This window comes from Pantoea endophytica (genome assembly GCF_002858935.1).
Lineage (GTDB): Bacteria > Pseudomonadota > Gammaproteobacteria > Enterobacterales > Enterobacteriaceae > Pantoea > Pantoea leporis.
The window spans coordinates 61,896-81,397 of record NZ_PJRT01000009.1 but is presented as its reverse complement, the minus strand read 5'-3'; the positions used below and the strand labels follow the sequence as shown (position 1 = coordinate 81,397).

The 19,502-nt window shown below is 54.4% G+C and carries 20 protein-coding genes; 9 read left to right on the top strand and 11 right to left on the bottom strand.

Annotation, left to right across the window (positions count from 1 at the left end; genetic code table 11):
• The first annotated feature begins 5 nt into the window (after positions 1 to 5).
• Entirely contained in the window at positions 6 to 767 is a 762-nt protein-coding gene (locus PZBJ_RS08325) for a DeoR/GlpR family DNA-binding transcription regulator (RefSeq protein WP_101762081.1), read from the top strand.
• A 219-nt stretch (positions 768 to 986) separates the two neighbouring features.
• Here the strand turns inward: PZBJ_RS08325 and PZBJ_RS08320 are convergent, their stop codons facing one another.
• Entirely contained in the window at positions 987 to 1,334 is a 348-nt protein-coding gene (locus PZBJ_RS08320) for a YacC family pilotin-like protein (RefSeq protein WP_007888732.1), read from the bottom strand.
• A gap of 177 nt (positions 1,335 to 1,511) precedes the next feature.
• Here PZBJ_RS08320 and cueO point away from each other — a divergent pair, with 177 nt between their 5' ends.
• Entirely contained in the window at positions 1,512 to 3,101 is a 1,590-nt protein-coding gene (gene cueO, locus PZBJ_RS08315) for a multicopper oxidase CueO (RefSeq protein WP_101762080.1), read from the top strand.
• On the opposite strand, the gene PZBJ_RS08310 is transcribed toward cueO, so the two are convergent.
• Positions 3,094 to 4,383 (bottom strand): cystathionine gamma-synthase family protein, encoded by a 1,290-nt coding sequence (locus PZBJ_RS08310; RefSeq protein ID WP_101762079.1) that lies wholly within the window; start codon positions 4,381 to 4,383, stop codon positions 3,094 to 3,096. The two genes, cueO and PZBJ_RS08310, sit on opposite strands and share 8 nt — an antisense overlap.
• 165 nt (positions 4,384 to 4,548) lie before the next feature.
• On the opposite strand from PZBJ_RS08310, the gene hpt reads away from it, so the two are divergent.
• The 7 genes from hpt to PZBJ_RS08275 all read left to right on the top strand — a co-directional run bounded on the left by hpt (position 4,549) and on the right by PZBJ_RS08275 (position 12,435).
• Positions 4,549 to 5,085 carry a hypoxanthine phosphoribosyltransferase gene (gene hpt, locus PZBJ_RS08305; RefSeq protein WP_101762078.1) on the top strand — a complete coding sequence of 179 codons (537 nt, stop codon included), beginning with the start codon at positions 4,549 to 4,551 and terminating at the stop codon, positions 5,083 to 5,085.
• A 192-nt stretch (positions 5,086 to 5,277) separates the two neighbouring features.
• On the top strand, positions 5,278 to 6,204 hold the full coding sequence (locus tag PZBJ_RS08300) for an ABC transporter ATP-binding protein (RefSeq protein WP_101762077.1): 927 nt from the start codon (positions 5,278 to 5,280) through the stop codon (positions 6,202 to 6,204).
• Positions 6,201 to 6,971, top strand: coding sequence for an ABC transporter permease (locus PZBJ_RS08295; protein WP_101762076.1), 771 nt, complete (start codon positions 6,201 to 6,203; stop codon positions 6,969 to 6,971). The genes PZBJ_RS08300 and PZBJ_RS08295 overlap by 4 nt, the downstream gene beginning before the upstream one ends.
• A 347-nt stretch (positions 6,972 to 7,318) precedes the next feature.
• A complete protein-coding gene (locus PZBJ_RS08290) occupies positions 7,319 to 8,038 on the top strand; it encodes a fimbrial protein TcfA (protein ID WP_101762075.1) in 720 nt (239 codons plus the stop codon).
• A gap of 59 nt (positions 8,039 to 8,097) precedes the next feature.
• Positions 8,098 to 8,589, top strand: a complete 492-nt coding sequence (locus tag PZBJ_RS08285) for a CS1 type fimbrial major subunit (protein WP_101762074.1) — start codon at positions 8,098 to 8,100, stop codon at positions 8,587 to 8,589.
• Between the two features lie 44 nt (positions 8,590 to 8,633).
• Positions 8,634 to 11,261, top strand: coding sequence for a TcfC E-set like domain-containing protein (locus PZBJ_RS08280; protein ID WP_101762073.1), 2,628 nt, complete (start codon positions 8,634 to 8,636; stop codon positions 11,259 to 11,261).
• Between the two features lie 88 nt (positions 11,262 to 11,349).
• The gene (locus PZBJ_RS08275) at positions 11,350 to 12,435 is read left to right on the top strand and encodes a CblD like pilus biogenesis initiator family protein (protein WP_158238601.1); all 1,086 of its coding nucleotides are present in this window, start codon (positions 11,350 to 11,352) and stop codon (positions 12,433 to 12,435) included.
• Positions 12,436 to 12,489: 54 nt separating this feature from the next.
• On the opposite strand, the gene panD is transcribed toward PZBJ_RS08275, so the two are convergent.
• From panD to thpR, 9 genes are all read right to left on the bottom strand, one after another.
• The gene (gene panD / locus PZBJ_RS08270) at positions 12,490 to 12,870 is read right to left on the bottom strand and encodes an aspartate 1-decarboxylase (protein WP_101762071.1); all 381 of its coding nucleotides are present in this window, start codon (positions 12,868 to 12,870) and stop codon (positions 12,490 to 12,492) included.
• Between the two features lie 41 nt (positions 12,871 to 12,911).
• Entirely contained in the window at positions 12,912 to 13,766 is an 855-nt protein-coding gene (gene panC, locus PZBJ_RS08265; protein WP_101762070.1) for a pantoate--beta-alanine ligase, read from the bottom strand.
• Positions 13,767 to 13,781: 15 nt separating this feature from the next.
• On the bottom strand, positions 13,782 to 14,576 hold the full coding sequence (gene panB / locus PZBJ_RS08260) for a 3-methyl-2-oxobutanoate hydroxymethyltransferase (protein ID WP_101762069.1): 795 nt from the start codon (positions 14,574 to 14,576) through the stop codon (positions 13,782 to 13,784).
• Positions 14,577 to 14,618: 42 nt separating this feature from the next.
• On the bottom strand, positions 14,619 to 15,104 hold the full coding sequence (gene folK / locus PZBJ_RS08255) for a 2-amino-4-hydroxy-6-hydroxymethyldihydropteridine diphosphokinase (RefSeq protein ID WP_101762068.1): 486 nt from the start codon (positions 15,102 to 15,104) through the stop codon (positions 14,619 to 14,621).
• The gene (pcnB, locus tag PZBJ_RS08250; RefSeq protein ID WP_206098210.1) at positions 15,101 to 16,513 is read right to left on the bottom strand and encodes a polynucleotide adenylyltransferase PcnB; all 1,413 of its coding nucleotides are present in this window, start codon (positions 16,511 to 16,513) and stop codon (positions 15,101 to 15,103) included. Before pcnB ends, folK begins: the two co-directional genes overlap by 4 nt.
• Before the next feature lie 38 nt (positions 16,514 to 16,551).
• Positions 16,552 to 17,481, bottom strand: a complete 930-nt coding sequence (gluQRS, locus tag PZBJ_RS08245; protein ID WP_101762066.1) for a tRNA glutamyl-Q(34) synthetase GluQRS — start codon at positions 17,479 to 17,481, stop codon at positions 16,552 to 16,554.
• Positions 17,482 to 17,551: 70 nt separating this feature from the next.
• Entirely contained in the window at positions 17,552 to 18,007 is a 456-nt protein-coding gene (dksA, locus tag PZBJ_RS08240) for an RNA polymerase-binding protein DksA (protein ID WP_007888770.1), read from the bottom strand.
• A gap of 245 nt (positions 18,008 to 18,252) precedes the next feature.
• Positions 18,253 to 18,957 carry a DNA/RNA nuclease SfsA gene (sfsA, locus tag PZBJ_RS08230; protein WP_101762065.1) on the bottom strand — a complete coding sequence of 235 codons (705 nt, stop codon included), beginning with the start codon at positions 18,955 to 18,957 and terminating at the stop codon, positions 18,253 to 18,255.
• A complete protein-coding gene (thpR, locus tag PZBJ_RS08225) occupies positions 18,958 to 19,497 on the bottom strand; it encodes an RNA 2',3'-cyclic phosphodiesterase (protein ID WP_101762064.1) in 540 nt (179 codons plus the stop codon).
• Between the last annotated feature and the right edge of the window lie 5 nt (positions 19,498 to 19,502).

The following is a 19,502-nucleotide window of genomic DNA, read 5'->3' as shown; positions in this document are numbered from 1 at the left end:
GAAATATGAAGGGACAAAGCCGTCTCGACCAGATTATGGATTATCTGAAGAGCCATAATCTGGTCACTGTTGAACAACTGGTGAGCGCGATTTCTGCCTCGCCAGCGACGATCCGCCGCGATCTGATCAAGCTGGACAAAGAGGGCGTTATCAGCCGCAGCCACGGCGGCGTTACGCTGAATCGCTTTATTCCCAATCAGCCGACCACGCTGGAGAAGATGCAGCGTAATCTCGCCGAGAAGCAGGCCATCGCGCAGTTTGCCGCCAGCTACGTGCAGTCGGGTGATGCGGTGGTGCTGGATGCCGGCACCACCATGCTGGAGCTGGCGCGCCAGCTGACGCACCTCAAGCTACGGGTCATCACCGCCGATCTGCATATCGCGCTGTTTCTGTCGGAGTTTAAGCAAATCGAAACCACCATTATTGGTGGACGCATCGACGATTCCAGCCAGTCGTGCATTGGCGAACATGGTCGCCGTTTGCTGCGCAGCATCAATCCTGATATTGCCTTTGTCAGCTGCAACTCGTGGAGCATCGAACGCGGGATTACCACGCCAACCGAAGAGAAAGCCGGATTGAAGATGGATCTGCTGGCCAACGCGCGCCGCCGCGTTCTGCTGGCTGACAGCAGTAAATACGGTTCATGGTCGCTGTATTGCGCCGCGCCGATTGATAGCCTGACCGATGTGGTAACGGATGCCCGTCTGGATGAAGCGGTGTGCCGCGACCTGCGCGAGCGAGGTATTGGATTGGAGTTGACGGTTTAGATTTAGATTGAGATTGTGCTGGCTGTCCCCCATCCCGGCCTTCCCCCGCCAGCGGGGGAAGGAGACGCTGCCACATGCAACCTCGGAGCTGCATATTGCAGCATCTTCCTCCCCCACTTGTGGGGGAGGACCGAGGAGGGGGACAGCAAGCACCAACCAAGGAGGGGGGCAGCAAGCACCAACCGAGGAGGACAGCAAGCACCAACCTGCGGGCAATGATTACTTAACGTAAGCCAGCAAACTCAACGAATCGCGCGCCAGCGACTTACACTTCTTGTCGTTGGTAATGGCGATACCGCTCAAATCCTTGTAGCTCTCTTCGCCCAGCGACTTCATGTTGTAATTGCTGTAGTTGCTTAAATCCCAACGGTTCTGTTGGGCGAAAAACACCAGTGCTTTACGAATCTGTGCGTCCGGCAAATCCTGATAGCCACAATCGTTCTTGAGATAAACGAACACGGCGGTGAGGTCGGCCAGATCTTCTGCTTCGGATTCGCTCAGGGCAAAACTGGTGGAGGAGAAGCCAAGGAGTCCCGCCAGCAGCAGGATCTTGATGCTTTTCGTCATAATCATTCTCAACAAGGGACAATTTATTGACGTTAGCACAGTTATTGCCGCTATTCCGCTAAATTTGCCCTTTCGGGCCATTCCCACCCTTTTTATCAGTGCAATCTGTTTCAGGGCTTGACCCTCCCGCAGGGTAAAGGTTTACGCTGTGCCCTTATTCACGACAAGGATAAGAATATGCAACGTCGTCATTTTCTAAAGTTGACTGCCGCACTCAGCGCCGCCGGTGCGCTGCCGCTGTGGAGCCGCTCACTAATGGCCGCCACGCGCCCATTATTACCGATTCCCTCCATTTTGCAGCCTGATGCCCGCGGGCAATACACCTTGACCGCCATGACCGGTAGCAGCCAATGGAATGGCAAAGCGGTGCCTACCTGGGGATACAACGGTGGATTGCTCGGACCCGCGCTGCGTCTGCAACGCGAAAAAGCCGTCACGGTGAATATCCATAATCAACTGCCGGAAGCCACCACCTTGCACTGGCACGGGCTGGAGATCCCCGGCGATGTTGATGGCGGCCCGCAAGGGATTATTGCGCCCGGCGCGACGCGTCAGGTCAGTTTCACCCCTGATCAACCCGCAGCGACCTGCTGGTTCCATCCGCATCACCACGGCAAAACCGGTTATCAGGTGGCGCAAGGTCTGGCGGGTTTGGTGCTGCTGGAAGATGAAGCGTCCGGCAAGCTGCGTTTGCCGATGCAGTGGGGCGAAGACGATGTGCCGCTGATTTTCCAGGATAAGCAGCTAAATAAAGCGGGAACGCAAATCGATTATCAGCTCGATATCATGCGTGCCGCCGTCGGCTGGTTTGGCGACATGATGCTCACCAACGGCGTGCAATATCCGCAGCATGCGGTGCCACGCGGCTGGCTGCGTCTGCGTTTGCTTAACGGCTGTAACGCGCGTTCGCTGCATATCGCCACCAGCGATCAACGTCCGCTGTATGTGATTGGCAGCGACGGCGGTTTGCTGGCCGAGCCGGTGAAAGTGGATAGCTTGCCGCTGCTGCCGGGCGAGCGTTTTGAAGTGCTGGTGGATACGTCAGATGGCAAAGCCTTCGACGTGGTGACGCTGCCGGTGACGCAGATGGGCATGACGCTGGCGCCGTTTGACCAACCGCTGCCGCTGGTCAACATTCTGCCGCTGCGCGTGATGGCCAGCGGTACGCTGCCGGACAAGCTGGTGGATCTGCCGCCCATTCCCGCCACCGAAGGCCTGCAAAGCCGCTGGCTGCAGCTGATGATGGATCCGCAGCTTGATCAGCAAGGTATGCAGGCGCTGATGGATCGTTACGGCGATAAAGCCATGGGCGGCATGAAAATGGATCATGGCAACATGGCGATGAGTGATAGCGCGAAGCCGATGGATCATGGCGATATGGCGATGGATCACGGCAGCCACGGCAAAACTGCCGCCTATGATTTCCATAATGGCAACAAGATTAACGGTCAGGCATTTAATATGACCAAGCCGATGTTCAACGTGGAATTGGGCAAAGTGGAGAAGTGGACGATTTCCGGTGAAGGCGATCACATGCTGCATCCGTTCCACATTCACGGCACGCAGTTCCGCATCCTGTCAGAAAACGGCAAGCCGCCTGCGGCGCATCGCGCAGGCTGGAAGGACATCGTCAACGTTAACGGCTGGCGCAGCGAAGTGCTGGTGCGCTTCAACTATGTCGCTAACGCCGACAATGCGTACATGGCGCATTGCCATCTGCTGGAGCATGAAGATACCGGCATGATGCTCGGTTTTAGCGTCAGTTAACCGACGCCTCCAGCGCCAGGCGAATATCCTCGATCAGGTCGTCAGGATGTTCGATACCAATCGACAAGCGCACGGTCGCATCGGTGATGCCAATACGCTGTCGCACATCCTGCGGCACGCCCGAATGGGTGGTGCTGGCAGGATGGCTGGCAAGCGATTCGGTGCCGCCGAGGCTCACCGCCAGCTTGAACAGTTCCAGCGTATTAAGGAAACGGAACGCCGCCGCTTGCCCGCCACGAATATCAAACGAGAAGGTTGAACCCGCGCCGCTGCACTGGCGCTGATACGTTTTGCCCGCCGGACTTTCTGCCGCCAGATACGGCAGCCAATGCAGTTTTTCCACCTGCGGATGATCGCGTAAAAACGCCGCCACGTTTTCGGCATTGCTGGTGGCTTTCTCCATACGCAGCGACAGCGTTTCCAGCGAGCGGCCAATCATCCAGCTGGAGTGCGGATCCAGCTGCGTGCCGATGGCGCTGCGCAGCGAACGTACCTTGCCGATCAACGCTTTGCTACCCAGCACCGCACCGGCAATCAGGTCCGAGTGGCCGCCGACATATTTGGTCAGTGAATAGAGCGACAAATCTGCGCCATGCTGCAACGGCTGTTGAAACACCGGCCCGAGCAGCGTGTTATCGCAGGCAAGAATCGGCCGCGAACCTTGCTGCTGCGCAATCACATCCGCCACCTGCTGCATCAACTGAATGTCTACCAGGCTGTTGGTGGGATTGGCGGGCGTTTCAATCAGGATCAGCGCTACGCGTCCGCGCTGCCACGCCAGCTTCGCCGCTTCATGCACCTTATCTTCATCGGTGCCATCGCTGAAACCTACCGCTTTAATCTCCAAATCGTGCAGCGTTTTGCTCAGCAGCGTTTCGGTGCCGCCGTACAGCGGCTGGGAATGCAGAATCACTTCACCCGGACGCGCAAACGTCAGCAGCGTGGTGGCAATCGCCGACATGCCGGAAGAGAACAGCGCCGCGCTTTCCGCGCCTTCATACACCGCCAGCCGATCTTCTACGATTTCGCTGTTGGGATGATTGAAGCGTGAATAGACCAGCCCGCCAGTTTTGCCTTCCGGCGGCTGCTTGCGCCCGGCGACGAAATCGAAAAAATCCTGCCCCTCTTCGGCACTGTTAAACACGAAGGTGGAGGTGAGAAACACCGGCGGTTTCACCGCGCCTTCCGATAACTGCGGATCGTAACCGTAATTCAGCATCTGCGTTTCCGGGTGCAGATCGCGCGTACCAATCTTGGTTTTTTTACTGGATGAAGCGGTCATAGGAACTCCAGAACTCGGCGGTAAAGGGGCGGACGTGTTCCTACAGTTAACGCCAGCGCGATAAATTTCGCCACGGAATCGTTTGCGTTCTGTGCGCGGCGTTAGACGCTGGCTCGTCTATGATAGACTTCGTGGCTTTCCAAAAACCGTAACTGGACGCATGCAATGAAACATACCGTCGACGTGATGATCTCCGAGCATGAGATCGCAACCCGAATTGCCGAACTGGGCAAGCAGATCAACGAGCACTACCGCGACAGCGGCAGCGAAATGGTGCTGGTGGGTTTGCTGCGCGGCTCCTTTATGTTTATGGCCGATCTGTGCCGCGCCATCGACGTGCCGCATGAAGTCGACTTTATGACGGCGTCAAGCTACGGCAGCGGCATGTCGAGCAGCCGCGATGTGAAAATCCTCAAAGATCTTGATGAAGATATTCGTGGCAAGGATGTGCTGATCGTGGAAGACATCATCGATTCCGGTAACACGCTGAGCAAAGTGCGTGAAATCCTGCGCCTGCGCGAGCCAAAGTCATTGGCGATTTGTACCTTGCTGGATAAGCCAGAGCGTCGCGAAGTGGACGTCACGGTTGAATACGTTGGCTTTACCATTCCCGATGAGTTCGTGGTCGGCTTTGGTATCGATTACGCCCAGCGCTATCGCCATCTGCCGTATATCGGCAAAGTTATCCCGACCGGTGAATAACCGCACAATCGTCCAAGGCTAAACTTCCCCGCCTGCGATACACTGCGCAGCCCGTAAGCCAACGGTTTATGGGCTGGCTCGACTCTCTGCTAAACTCCATTGATTTCTTAATGTTAATGACCGCGACATCGCTCGTGCGCATTACCATTTTCATAGGCCTTTGATGTCTCTACAACAAGGTATGGATTCGCAATGACATATGCACTGGAAATTTCCGGGCTGACCAAAACCTATCCCGGCGGCGTACAGGCGCTGAAAGGACTCGATCTCAACGTGGAAGCGGGCGACTTTTACGCCCTGCTGGGGCCAAATGGCGCCGGTAAATCCACCACCATCGGTATTATCAGCTCGTTAGTGAATAAAACCGGCGGCAGCGTGCGCGTGTTTGGCTATGACCTGCAAAAAGATGTGGTCAACGCCAAGCGCCAGCTTGGGCTGGTGCCGCAGGAGTTCAACTTCAACCCGTTTGAAACCGTAATGCAGATCGTGGTCAATCAGGCTGGTTATTACGGTGTTGAACGCGCTGAAGCTAATAAACGCGCGGAAAAATACCTGAATCAGCTCGATCTGTGGGGCAAACGCAACGAACGTGCGCGCATGCTTTCGGGCGGTATGAAGCGCCGCCTGATGATCGCGCGTGCGCTGATGCATGAGCCGAAGCTGCTGATACTCGATGAACCGACCGCGGGCGTAGATATCGAACTGCGCCGTTCGATGTGGAGTTTCCTGAAAGAGCTGAATATTAAAGGCACCACCATCATCCTCACCACGCACTATTTGGAAGAGGCGGAAATGCTGTGCCGCAATATCGGTATTATTCAGAGCGGCGAGCTGGTGGAGAACACCTCGATGAAAGGGTTGCTCTCCAAGCTGCAATCCGAAACCTTTATCCTCGATCTGGCGCCGCGTAGCCCGCTGCCGCAGCTGGAGGGCTTCCAGTATCGACTGGTCGATACCTCGACGCTGGAAGTGGAAGTGATGCGTGAGCAAGGTCTGAACAGCGTGTTCAGCCAGCTGAGCACGCAGGGCGTGCAGGTGCTGAGCATGCGTAACAAAGCTAACCGCCTTGAGGAGCTGTTCGTCAGCCTGACACAGGGAAAAACAGGAGTGAAAGCATGACGCACTTGTATTGGGTGGCGCTCAAGAGCATCTGGAGCAAAGAGATCAACCGCTTCGCCCGCATCTGGATTCAGACGCTGGTGCCGCCGGTGATCACCATGACACTCTACTTCATTATCTTCGGCAATCTGATCGGTTCACGCATCGGCGATATGCACGGTTTCAGCTACATGCAGTTTATCGTGCCGGGCCTGATCATGATGGCGGTGATTACTAACGCTTACGCCAACGTGGCATCGTCGTTCTTTAGCGCCAAGTTCCAGCGCAACATTGAAGAGCTGCTGGTGGCGCCGGTGCCAACGCACATCATTATCGCCGGTTATGTCGGCGGCGGCGTGGCGCGCGGCGTGTGCGTGGGGATTTTGGTTACCGCGATTTCGTTGTTCTTCGTGCCGTTCCACGTGCATTCGTGGTCGATGGTGGCGCTGACGCTGTTGCTGACGGCGATTCTGTTCTCACTGGCGGGTCTGCTAAATGCGGTATTCGCGCGCACTTTTGACGATATCAGCCTGATTCCCACCTTCGTGCTGACGCCGTTAACCTATCTCGGCGGCGTATTCTACTCGCTGACGCTGCTGCCGCCGTTCTGGCAAGCGGTGTCGAAGCTGAATCCGGTGGTGTATATGATCAGCGGCTTCCGTTACGGTTTCCTCGGCATCAACGATGTGCCGCTGGTGTTCACGCTATCTGTGCTGATCGCCTTTATCGTGGTGTTTTATGTGCTGGTGTATTCGCTGATTCAGCGTGGGCGCGGGTTACGGACCTAACCTGGCATAGCACCTCTGTCCCCTCCTTTGTAAAGGCCATTTTATGGCCTTTTTTTTCGTCCTGAGTTTGTCGCCTGTGGCATTAACACCTTCTTAACGGGTCAGGTTGAGATTGAGATATGTCTTAAACGCTGCCCTGTTTTGGCGCTTAAGACTGATGCTAACAGCCAATACCTTCTAAAGGTTGGACTTAAAATATTGAAGAAACTGGTCTTATTAAAATTTTAACCGCATCCGCTTTTCTCCTCGCTGCCTTATCCCGAAACGTCTTCCCTGATGTGACTTAATTTCCACAATAGATTGTCGTCATAAAAGGCTATCGGAACAGCATAAGACGTTTAGGCATTATGAAGCAGTTAACAGCAGTATTGAGCGCCATTCTTTTGGGCTTAATGGGGATTCATGCCGCGATGGCCAATATGAGCGTTTATCCCATGGTAATAAACCTGGATGAAAAGCGTAATGAAAACACGCCCATTCAAATCACCTCTAAAAGCGAAAATACCCAATATGTACGTGTGGTGGTTAAAGAGGTTATTCATCCTGCAACGCCAGAGGAACAAGAACGCGAAGTAAAAAGCTGGCAGGGTAAAAATATTGTGGTATCCCCGGTTAAGTTCGCTTTGCCTGCCGGAGCGAATAAACTCGTGCGGATTATAGCGCTGCAGCCGGTGAGTCATGAGCACGTTTACCGTATTTACTTTGAGCCGGTCGCCGCTTTAGACAGTGATGCACCGGCTGTGACCAATAAAATCAATGCTTCGATTGGCATGAGCTTAATTTGGGGTGTGCTGGTGCGCCAGCAACCATTAATCGCTCAGCCTGCCGTGGAATATGATCGACATAAACAGCAGTTGCATAATCGCGGTAATGTTCGCGTGATTCTGCAACGTTATAGTTATTGCAAAAAAGAGATGAAAGAGAATGCATGTCAATGGATCCAGGATCAACGCAGTGTCTATCCCGGTGAACGTTACACGCTGAAAATTCAGCCTAAGCATGGCGCTTTAAGGCTGGTATTTAAATTACAAGGAGAGGATCAAGAGAAAATAAGTGTCTTCCCTTGATTGTCCTGCGTAACGGCTAACATTAGCCAATTCAATAAAAGTGAATAAAGGAATAGGAAATGAAAGTGAAAGTACTCGCGGCAATGGCTTTAATGGGAGGCATGGCCTTCAATGCCTATGCGGTTGATCAGGATATTACCGTCACGGCATCCATTGATCCCATGATGACATTAATGATGGAAGATGGCTCAAATCTACCCTCAGCGATTGAAATGAAGTATCTGGCCGATATGAATAAATTGGCGCCTAAAATTATTAATACCCGCGTGCATACCAATGATGTTGAAAAAGACCTCAACATCAAACTGTATAACGCAGCGCAATTGACGCACACCCTGACGCCAGCAAACACCATTCCGCTGACGGTTAAATTTGATGGGAAAGCGTTGACGACGACTAACACTACTTTTACCGCGACCAGCCTGTTTTCAACGGCAAAAGGTGCCGGTGCGTCGCGTTCCATTCCATTGGAAATCTCCAGCGGCAATGTTACGCCTGCAGCAGGTTTTTATACCGGTCTGGTAAGACTGGCAGTGGTGCAGGCACCTTAATGCTGTTGTGACAATCGTAATATTTCTGGCTTGAGATTTTAATTGTGAAGACGTTCTCCTGGTTAATTCTATTTTTGGTCGGTGCAGCGATTTATCCCTGCCTGGCGCAGAGCCAGGAGAACGTGCCATTAGGTTTTGAAGAGTTATTACTGGGTCAGTATGAATTACTGTCTGTGCGTTTAGCCAGCCATGACTTAGGGCTTTATGATGCGCTGGTAAAACCTGATGAAATCCAGTTTTCGCAACCAGAAAAATTGGTTCAGCGGATCAAAGAAATTTATGGTTTAAGTGAGGAACACGAAAAAAAGCTAACAACGGCTTTGCGTCAGCCACTCGCCCGTAATGGGCATAAAGCCTGTTTAAATGATGTTTCCTCAATACGTTGTGGGCAATTGGATACCGAAAGTGCTGCGCTAATTTATAATGAAAGCCGCAATGATGTTGATCTGTTTATTAACGTCACATGGCTGCCACTAGCCCCTGCGGGTACTGGCTATTACGCACCTGCGCTGAACGCGCACAATGCACTTATCCATCAGCAGCAAATCAATATCGCTACGTCTGACACAACTAAAAATATCAGCATTATAGGAAATGGTGCATTGGGATTGGGCGAAAAAAGTTATCTCTCCGGTAGCTGGCAAGCATTGTTCAATCAACAATCACATTACACGGAAAAAACATTTCGCCATGATGATCTGTATGTTCGTCATGATATTGGCACACGCCGCTATGTTCAGGTTGGCGAAATAGATAAGCGCAATCTCTATGGCGCGCTCGGCGGAAATTTTAATTTATCGTTATTACCGCTGCCTAAATTTTATGGAGTACGGCTGGGCACCACCCAAAGTTACGTTAATAACAGTGAAGAGAGCGAAACAACAACACCTATCACCTTATTATTATCGCGAACCACGCGGGTGGATGTTTATCGCGATGATGAACTGTTGGGTACGCAATACCTGCCCGCAGGCGTGGTGAAACTAAATAGTCAGGCATTTCCCCAGGGACGTTATCTTTTAACGTTGAAATTCTATGAAGAGGGCGCATTAAGCCGCGTACAACAATACCCGTTTAGCAAAACGACGCTGCAGCAGGGTCCGGCAGATTTTCAATGGTTCACACAGCTGGGGAAGGTGGCTGAGGCCGTTAATTCGGTGCCAGACGTTAAAAATCCTCCCCCTTTTGCTTTGCAGAGTGGCTTCAGAACGCGCCTTGCCGAACCGCTGACGATCACCAGCGCCGTTTCAGTGCTGGCAGGAGAAAGCTTTAATGAAACCCGTCTGGATTGGCAAAACGTCTCATCCCTCGGAATAGTCAATCTGGGAATCGGGGCAATGGCGAGCAAACATGGGCTGGCTGGCAATATTCAGCAGCTTGCGATGACTAAAGGCGCAACGCTTTCCTTATATCGTTATCAGCAGCAAGGTAATACCTGCATATCGGCCACGCACGCAGGTCAATATCGTTGTTCACAGAGTCTGAATGCAACGCTTTCTGGTCAGCTTGCGGGCAGCGCGGTGTCGCTGGGATACAGCAAGAGCCGCGCCTCAGTAACGCCTGACGTTAGGGTTGATCCCGCGCCTTCATATCCGCGCTATACAGATCAGCAGGCCAGCAAACAGACGCGCTGGCAGCTGGATATCAGCCGCAGTTTCACACTTAACACGCTATTAGTGTCGGCGCGTGCGGGCATCTTTCGTAGCATAAGTAGCGGTCAGGAACCCGATCGCGGTGGATACATCGGTATTTCCCTGTCCTATGTGCCGCGCGAGGAAGCCGCTTCGGATCGGCGTCACACTTCGCAGATTGGAGGCGAGTATCGCCGCCAACACAGCCAGGGGGCTGAAATGGGTTGGCAGGCTTCACATGCGGTTTCATGGTTTGCTCCGGAATATCGTGAATTAAGCGTGACCGCGACGGGCAGCCAGGGAGGCGAAATGTATTCTCAGCTCTCGGGGCGACGTGATGGGATGCATGGCAACGTCTATGGAACCTTATCCCATAACCAGGGTGGAACCAGTTTAACCGGAAGCTATAACTCGGCCTTCGCCGCCACGTCTCAGGGATTTTGGTCGGGCAGCAGCGCAGGCAGCACGGATTCTCCGGCGGGTGTGGTGGTAAGCGTGGATGCTGACAACGCGTTATCGGGTCCAGCGGCAGAAGTCATGGCCAATGGCCATACTTATGCGCTCAATTTTGGCGACAGTGCTTTTCTTCCGGCGGTGGGATATCAATCGGGCACGCACCGCATTCGTGAGAGCACATCGAGTGATAATCAGCAGGCCGCCACGCTCAGTACCGGTGGCAGTGAACAATCATTGTTTTTGCTGCCGGGTAAAATTGTGCAGCGCAAGGTAAAAGCGCGGCTGAATTTAACCTATGTCGGACGGGCGCTCAAAGAAAATGGTATGCCATTGCGCGACGCCAGGGTGATAAATACACCGGCGCAATTAGATAGCGACGGCGGCATGTTATTTGATAGCGCACAGCGCATCACCACGCTTTATCTGCAGGAGTCGATGCAGATATACGCCTGCGCGCTACGTGTGAAGCAGCGTAAAAATGCTGTGCAGTTTGTTGGTGAAGTGATGTGTCCGCTTATAGATGTGGCGGCGCTACCAGACGCGATGCGCAAGAATATAAGCCTCGCTGCGTTTAATAACCCTTAATGGCTTCAAAAGCGAGTGACAAACAATGCACTTTTTAACCCTGAGCTCACGCATATATAAGTGGGTAGGCATAATAATATGCGGCACGATGTTAATCACGCCGATGGCCCATGCCGATCAGGAAGCGAGTGATATTAATAAAATTGTCACCGCCGCTGTATCCAAACAAAAACTACCAAGCAAAATTGATATTTTTGTACGCGAAATTGCTGGCTGGAAGGTGGATGATGCCCGGCGCTGGGGCTATGGCACCTATTTGTGCGACTCATCAACTGATCCGCAGCACGGGGCATGTGAAACGAGCGCGAAATATTCTGGCGGCGAAGCGGAATCTGAAATCGTATTAACTTTCACTGAGCGTAAAACGAAAAATAGCGTCAATCTGAAATTGATCGCTTACCGGCAGCCTTATGGGCGTGGCGAGGCTGCACGCTGCACCGGAGGCTATTTTACCCATGAACACTATGCCATTAACGATAAGTTCTCGCCCAACTGTGGCGGCTATCTGCGCCAGGGATCGGGCCTGAGCGTCTATATCAGTGCAGATCAGCTCGCGCTGTTGCCCAGCGGCGGCATATGGGAAGCCGATTTAAAAATAAATGTGATGCAGGGAGAGCCGTTTCAAAAAGCCGCGGAATGGCGCGTAAATATCCAATTGAATATCGATGACAATGCGGCGCAACTCTATTTTCCCGCGTTTCATACCGCTACGCCGCGTATGGCGCTTAACTTGCGTGATACGGGAAAAAATATGGCGGGCGCAGGCCACAGCTATCTGGATATGTGCATGTACGATGGTTATGGCGCCAACAGTCAATCTCTGCAGTTAACGCTCTCTGATGGCGTAATGTTGCCCGATCGCAGCAGTACCGATTTCACGATTATTAAACAAGGCGCTTTGAACACGGATAAAAGCCAGCGTATCGATTTTCAGGCATTCGTGGAATGGAATGGCATGACGCGTCAATTCACTAACCAGTCCGCGCTGGTCATTCCCCGTAACGACTACGGTGACTACCGCTTGGTGATGTTGCCGGGAATCAATGTTCCGGTGGCCTGTACGCTGGGACGATTACGCTTATCGACGCCGGCCTTTGATCACGCGACTAAGGCGGCGGGTCAGTACTCAGGCACGCTGAGGCTGGAATTTAAAGTCGAAACCGGCATTCCGTAGCAGGCTGCGGGTTGTGGGAATCGGAAAAGGGCGCCGCTTTGGGCGCCCCTGAGTTTAGGCGACCTGAACTGGTAACGCCTTAGCGAGGCGCTTCATTTCGTTATCGCCTTCGAAGTAGGCAACTTTCGGCTGCCAGCTGCGTGCGACTTCATCTTCGACCTGCACGTAAGAGCAGATGATCATGATGTCACCAACGCAGGCGCAGCGTGCGGCGGCACCGTTGACTGAGATGATCTTCGAGCCACGTTCAGCGGCAATCGCGTAGGTGGAAAAACGCTGGCCGTTGGTGACGTTGTAAATGTCGATGGCTTCGTATTGCAGAATGCCGGAGGCGTCGAGGAAATCCTGGTCAATGGCGCAGGAACCTTCGTAATGCAAATCTGCCTGAGTGACTTTAACGCGATGCAGTTTGCCTTGAAGTACGGTGCGAATCATAACTGTCTAACCTTGTTAAGCTGCCAATAAACAACGGAAAACTACTCCGTCAGATCCACTTGCTGATTATCAATCAGACGCGCATTGCCGAGCCATGCGGCCATCAAAATCACCGCGCGCTGGCTGTCCACGTTCAGCGCTTGTAAGGTTTCGGCATCGCAAATCGCCAGTCCATCCGGACGGAAACCCTTCTCACGCAACGCCACTTCCGCTTGCTCGATAATCTCTTCAACATGGCGCTCGCCGTTGCTCAGACGTTCGGCCATGCTGTTCATCACCTGGCTAAGACCGGCTGCAATATTACGCTCGTCGGCGGTGAGATAGCCATTGCGCGAACTCAACGCCAGGCCATCTTTTGCGCGTACCGTTGGCACGCCCACAATCTCGATATCGAAGCCCATATCCGCCACCATCTTGCGGATAATCGCCAGCTGCTGGAAATCCTTCTCGCCGAAGCAGGCGATATCTGGCTGCACCAGATTAAACAGTTTGCTGACGATGGTGGAGACGCCGCGGAAGTGTCCCGGACGGCTGGCGCCTTCCAGCAGCGATGATAAACCCGGCACTTCCACAAAGGTTTGGCTATCCAGGCCTTTGGGATAGACATCGGCGGGCGCGGGCGCAAACACCAGATCCACGCTATGACGATTCAGCTTCTCGCAGTCGTCCTGCAGCGTGCGCGGATAGCGCGCTAAATCGTCGGGACGATCAAACTGCATCGGATTGACGAAAATCGAGACCACTACAACGTCAGCGCGCTCGCGCGCTTCATCGACCAACGTCAGATGACCGTCGTGCAGGTTGCCCATGGTGGGCACCAGCGCAATACGTTTACCTGCCTGACGCCAGCGACGAATCTCACGACGCAGCATCGGCAGTGTTTCAATGATCAGCACTGCAAATCTCCTGATTTACTGGAAACTGTGTTCAGCGGCTGGATAGAGGCCCGCTTCAACGTCGGCGATATAGTGGCGAATCGCTGCACGAATGTCGCCGGTTTCTGCGAGGAAATTTTTGGCAAATTTGGGAATGTGACCGCCGGTAATGCCAAAGGCGTCGTGCATCACCAGAATCTGGCCGTCAGTGACGTTGCCCGCGCCGATGCCGATCACCGGCACCGACAGCGCTTTCGTAACGCGTTCCGCCAGCGCCACCGGCACGCACTCCAGCACCAGCAGCTGCATACCGGCGGCTTCCAGCGCCAGCGCATCGGCCAGCAGACGTTCAGCGGCGGCTTCATCGCGGCCCTGTACTTTATAGCCACCGAAGATGTTCACCGACTGCGGCGTCAGGCCCAAATGGCCGCACACCGGGACGGCGCGCTCGGTTAGCATACGCACGGTTTCCGCCAGCCACTCGCCGCCTTCCAGCTTCACCATATTGGCGCCCGCGCGCATCAGCTGTGCGGCGTTAGTAAACGTCTGTTCTGGCGTGGCGTAACTCATAAACGGCAGATCGGCCATCAGCAGCGCCAGCGGTGCGCCACGGCGCACGGCGGCGGTGTGATAGGCGATATCGTCCACGGTGACCGGCAAGGTCGATTCATGGCCCTGCACGGTCATGCCGAGCGAATCGCCAATCAGCATTACCTGAATGCCTTCATCGGCAAACAGGCGGGCAAAACTGAAGTCGTACGCCGTCAGCGTGGCAAATTTGCGCCCGCTGGTTTTGAGTTGGCGTAAATGGGAGAGGGTTGTTGGTTTCATCACACGCTCCAGAGTTTTCTGATGCGCGCAGTGTACTACGGCTTACTCAGACCACAAACGGATAGCGCTGCGATCCAGGGTGGCAAGAATCACAGATAAGGCTTGTCCATTCGGCAGCGACAATTGCGGGGCAATTTCCAGCAGCGGCACCAGCATAAAAGCGCGATTGTGCATGTCGTAGTGCGGCACGGTCAGGCGCGGCGTGTTAATGGTCTGGTTGCCAAACAGCATGATATCGAGATCCAGCGTGCGCGGTCCCCAGCGTTCAGCTTTGCGCACGCGACCGTGTTGCAGCTCAATGCGCTGGGAATGATCGAGCAGCGCCTCAGCGTCCAGCGCGGTTTCCAGCGCCACCACCGCATTGAGGTAATCAGGCTGATCCGGCGGGCCGTACGGCGGCGTGCGATACAGGGAAGATGTGGCGATGCGCGAGGTATGCGGAATGGCATTGAGCGCGGCCAACGCTGCATCAACCTGATGCAGCGGATCGGCCAGATTACTGCCTAAAGCGAGGTAAACGCGGGTCATTGCGGACTGTTTGTGCGAGGCCCGGTTGGACGGCGACGCGGACGGCGCGGTTTACGGCGCGGGGCCGGATCGTCGCCCAGCGTGGTCATCATGGTTTTCTGCTGCACCGGTGCCGCCGCCTGGAACTCGCCCCACCAATGCGTCAGCTTTTGCAGCTCAGGATTGTTTTCCACGTCGGCACGCAGCGCCATCAAATCGTAAGCGGCACGGAACTTAGGATGCTCCATCAGCTTCCACGCACGTTTGCCGTGACGACGCGACATGCGCAGCTGCAGCTGCCAGATATCACGAATCAGCGTGGTGATACGTTTGGGAATCGCCAGCGCGCGGCAGGCTTCATCAAGCGTTTCGTTCATCGACAAGGCGAAAGCATCGTAATAAGTCAGGCCGCTTTCCTGCGCAATGCGTTCGGCGGATTCCAGCTGCGGATACCAGAACATTGCGGCAAACAGGAAGGCCGGATTGACGCGCATATCATTTTGCAAGCGGGTATCCGTATTTTTCAGAACCTGCGCCAGCATACGCTCCATCAGGCTGTCGCTTTCGGCGGTGAAACCGCGCGTCAGCATCGGGAACAGCGGCTGGAACAGCTGATATTCACGCATCATCTGATAGGTGCGGTAGCCGTAACCGGCCTGCAGCAGCTTGAGTGACTCTTCAAACATGCGCGCCGGCGGAATGTCATTCAGCAGCGTCGCCAGACGCGGGATCGGCTCGGCCGTTTCTGCCGCGATACGCATCTGCAGCTTGGCAGCGAAGCGCACCACACGCAGCATGCGCACCGGATCTTCGCGGTAGCGCGTTTCCGGATCGCCAATCATGCGAATGATGCCTTCGTGCAAATCGTGCAAGCCACCGACGTAATCACGTACGGTGAAATCGGCCACGCTGTAATAGAGGCTGTTGATGGTGAGATCGCGGCGTTGGGCATCGTCTTCAATGCTGCCGAAAATGTTGTCGCGCAGCAGCATGCCGTTCTGGCCGCGCTGCGAGCTGTTGCGATCTTCTTCGCTCTCTTCATGATGATGACCACGGAAGGTGGCGACTTCGATCACTTCCGGACCGAACATCACATGTGCCAGACGAAAACGACGACCCACCAAACGGCAGTTGCGGAACAGCTTGCGCATCTGTTCAGGCGTGGCGTTGGTGGTGATATCAAAGTCTTTCGGCTTGCTGCCGAGCAGCAAATCGCGCACGCCGCCGCCAACCAGGTAGGCTTCGAATCCGGCTTTGTTCAGGCGATAGAGCACTTTGAGGGCGTTTTCGCTGATATCTTTGCGTGAGATGTTGTGGCTTTCTCGTGGAATGACAGTCATCTGACCAGGACTTTCAGCTTCCACCTCTTCAGGCGCCTCCTCATCACGCTTGAGGACTCTCCGGCAAAAATTAGCGACTCGGGTAAAAATGGGACACCTCGACAGTGAGAAAAAGGGTGTTAATAAAATCAGCGGCTAATCATAGCCTGTTGAGAACCATTTAGGAATGGTGATGTCGTTTCATCCTCTTTAAGACCGTTCTGCAACGGAATCAGGCGGATATTCCACTGCGCGACGGCCTGTTTCAACAGGCTTTCCAGCGATTCATCCTGCCAGCCAGCCGAAACCGGCTGACCAAGAAAGCGTAAAGCCTGCACCAGCAGCGGCCGCGCATCGCCAGCGGGCAGCGCGGGCGCATGATTCTGCTTGGAAAGCTTGTTGCCATCGCGATTGACCGCCAGCGGCAAATGCAGATAATCCGGCACTGGCCAGGCAAACTGCTGATACAGCGCAATCTGGCGCACCGTGGGCTCAATCAAATCCGCGCCGCGCACGATTTCCGTTACGCCCTGAAAATGGTCATCAACCACCACCGCGAGATTGTAGGCAAACAGCCCATCACGGCGATGGATAATAAAATCTTCCTGCGCCAGCTGCGCTTCAGCCTGTAAATGGCCACGCAGGCGATCGTCAAAGCCGCTAACCGGCGCATGCTGACGCAGGCGCAGCGCGGCGTTGTCCGGCGGCAGCTGCAAATCGCGGCAGTGACCATCGTAAAAACCGCCCAGCTGCTGGATGCGGCTACGCGTGCAGGTGCAGAAGTAACTTTGTCGATGCGTTTGCAGCCAGCTTAGCGCGGCGCGATAGGCATCGTGGCGCTGTGACTGCCATAAAACGTCGCCATCCCAGTAAAGACCATAATGTTCCAGCTGCTGCAAAATACGCGTTGCGGCACCGGGAACTTCACGCGGGGGATCGATATCTTCGATGCGCACCAGCCAGCGTCCCTGTTGCGCGCGCGCACTCAGGTAACTGCCTAACGCAGCAATCAGCGAACCAAAATGGAGGTCACCAGAAGGGGAGGGAGCGAAACGCCCAATGCAGTTTGAGGGATTCATAACGAAGTGTACCGCACGTCGGGAAAACAGGGATTTTCCCGGCTGTGCGGTAGCAATTTGCTTACGGCCATTAGCCAGCCATCTGCTTCTCGCGGATTTCTGCCAGCGTTTTGCAGTCAATGCAGAGATCGGCAGTCGGACGCGCTTCAAGGCGGCGAATACCAATTTCTACACCGCAGGAGTCGCAGTAACCGAAATCGTCGTCATCCACTTTCTTGAGCGTTTTCTCAATCTTTTTAATGAGTTTGCGCTCACGATCGCGGTTACGCAATTCCAGGCTGAACTCTTCTTCCTGCGCAGCACGGTCGACCGGATCCGGGAAGTTGGCAGCTTCGTCCTGCATATGTGACACAGTGCGATCTACTTCATCCCGAAGTTGGTTGCGCCAGGCTTCCAGAATCTTACGGAAATGGCCTAGCTGGGCGTCGTTCATATACTCTTCGCCCGGTTTCACCTGATACGGCTCCACTCCAGCGATGGCGAGGATACTCAGGGACGATGTTTTACGGTTTTGCCCTTCTTGCATGTTGTTTCTCCTGGATAACACGCACTTCCCTAGATACGTCAAGTTGCATGTGTTGACTGTGTGCCTGCAACCTAAACGATTTAGGGCTTATCGATTCCCATAAAGGGAAAAAAACAGGCCGCTATAAATAGCAGAAGCCATCAAGGTTGGCAATTATTCCTGACCACTACTTGACAAGCCTCTGAACAATCGCGTATTCAGCGCCTCGCCCAGAACATTCCTATCACACCAAATTGCCTTAAATATTACAACGCTACGTTAATCGGTTGCGTAAGTAATATCTTTAACGGTGAAATTTGAGCTTGATACGCCAAAACTTCCACACCACCACGCTGCGCCTGTTCCAGTAGTTCTGCGTAGTGCACGTCGATATGGCGTGCCGGGGAAACGTCCTCAATCCCCGTATGCAGAACTGCGAACAACAAAACGGCTCGATGACCTTCTGCCACGATGGTGCTCAATTCGCGCAGATGTTTCTGTCCACGAGCCGTCACCGCATCCGGAAAATAGCCTTTACCTGCTTGTAAAAGGGTGACGGACTTGACTTCAATATAGCAGTTGGATCGGCCATCCGCTTGCAGCAGGAAGTCAATTCGGCTTTTTTCCGTGCCGTATTTCACTTCAGGCTGGCAGCGGCTGTAAGCGGATAATTCCGGAATCGTGTCGAGCGTCAGCGCCTCGCGCACCAGCTGATTGGCGCGCAGCGTATTCACGCAGATCCAGTGGCCTTGTTGGGTCTCGGTGAGTTCCCAACTGTGCGGATATTTCCGCGTGGCACTGCTGGATGTTGAATACCACACGGTATCGCCCGGCGTGGCGCAGCCGGTCATCGCGCCGGTATTGGCGCAGTGAATGGTCAGCGTTTCACCTTCTGGCGTAACCACATCGGCTAAAAAGCGTTTGTAACGGGCAATCAAGCGGGCGGGTTTAAGCGGCGGATCGAATTCCATTTACTCTCCTGTGGATGATAGTAGCGGCCAGCGGGCCAGCGCCTGATAACGTGTGCGGCCGCGCGTCACGTTCGAAGCGAACAGCGCAAAATGGCGGATATCGGTGCGCCAGTGAAAACCGCGCGGCGGCAGCGCGATCTGTGACGCTGCTTGGCGCAACAGCGTGACGTGCGGATGAAACGGCTGCGGGCTCTGTGCGCAGCCATGACGTGCGGCTTGTGCGCGCAGTAGGCTGGCGAGCTGCAGTAATCCGCGCGGCGCCCGCTGACAACCGAGCCACACCACGCCGGGACGCGGCCAGTGACCGGCGTCATCCAAATCGAGGGCAAAACCGGGCTGTTCGATGCGTGAGGCCAGCAGCTGCAGCTTGCGTGACGTCTCATCGCTGACCTCGCCGAGAAACGCCAGCGTCAGGTGCAGGTTAGCCGCCGCCACCGGTTTCCCGGCTTCGGCAGCAAAATTATCCGCGCGCCACTGCACCAACTGTTGCTGGAGCGGAGCGGGCAGTTCAAGAGCAAAAAACAGACGTTGCGTTGCCAGGTTGG

Bases quoted from the DNA above. Each gene is read 5' to 3' on its own strand.
- PZBJ_RS08325 (WP_101762081.1), top strand. From the start codon at position 6: ATGAAGGGACAAAGCCGTCTCGACCAGATTATGGATTATCTGAAGAGC.
- PZBJ_RS08320 (WP_007888732.1), bottom strand. From the start codon at position 1,334: ATGACGAAAAGCATCAAGATCCTGCTGCTGGCGGGACTCCTTGGCTTC.
- cueO (WP_101762080.1), top strand. From the start codon at position 1,512: ATGCAACGTCGTCATTTTCTAAAGTTGACTGCCGCACTCAGCGCCGCC.
- PZBJ_RS08310 (WP_101762079.1), bottom strand. From the start codon at position 4,383: ATGACCGCTTCATCCAGTAAAAAAACCAAGATTGGTACGCGCGATCTG.
- hpt (WP_101762078.1), top strand. From the start codon at position 4,549: ATGAAACATACCGTCGACGTGATGATCTCCGAGCATGAGATCGCAACC.
- PZBJ_RS08300 (WP_101762077.1), top strand. From the start codon at position 5,278: ATGACATATGCACTGGAAATTTCCGGGCTGACCAAAACCTATCCCGGC.
- PZBJ_RS08295 (WP_101762076.1), top strand. From the start codon at position 6,201: ATGACGCACTTGTATTGGGTGGCGCTCAAGAGCATCTGGAGCAAAGAG.
- PZBJ_RS08290 (WP_101762075.1), top strand. From the start codon at position 7,319: ATGAAGCAGTTAACAGCAGTATTGAGCGCCATTCTTTTGGGCTTAATG.
- PZBJ_RS08285 (WP_101762074.1), top strand. From the start codon at position 8,098: ATGAAAGTGAAAGTACTCGCGGCAATGGCTTTAATGGGAGGCATGGCC.
- PZBJ_RS08275 (WP_158238601.1), top strand. From the start codon at position 11,350: ATGTTAATCACGCCGATGGCCCATGCCGATCAGGAAGCGAGTGATATT.
- panD (WP_101762071.1), bottom strand. From the start codon at position 12,870: ATGATTCGCACCGTACTTCAAGGCAAACTGCATCGCGTTAAAGTCACT.
- panB (WP_101762069.1), bottom strand. From the start codon at position 14,576: ATGAAACCAACAACCCTCTCCCATTTACGCCAACTCAAAACCAGCGGG.
- folK (WP_101762068.1), bottom strand. From the start codon at position 15,104: ATGACCCGCGTTTACCTCGCTTTAGGCAGTAATCTGGCCGATCCGCTG.
- gluQRS (WP_101762066.1), bottom strand. From the start codon at position 17,481: ATGAATCCCTCAAACTGCATTGGGCGTTTCGCTCCCTCCCCTTCTGGT.
- dksA (WP_007888770.1), bottom strand. From the start codon at position 18,007: ATGCAAGAAGGGCAAAACCGTAAAACATCGTCCCTGAGTATCCTCGCC.
- sfsA (WP_101762065.1), bottom strand. From the start codon at position 18,957: ATGGAATTCGATCCGCCGCTTAAACCCGCCCGCTTGATTGCCCGTTAC.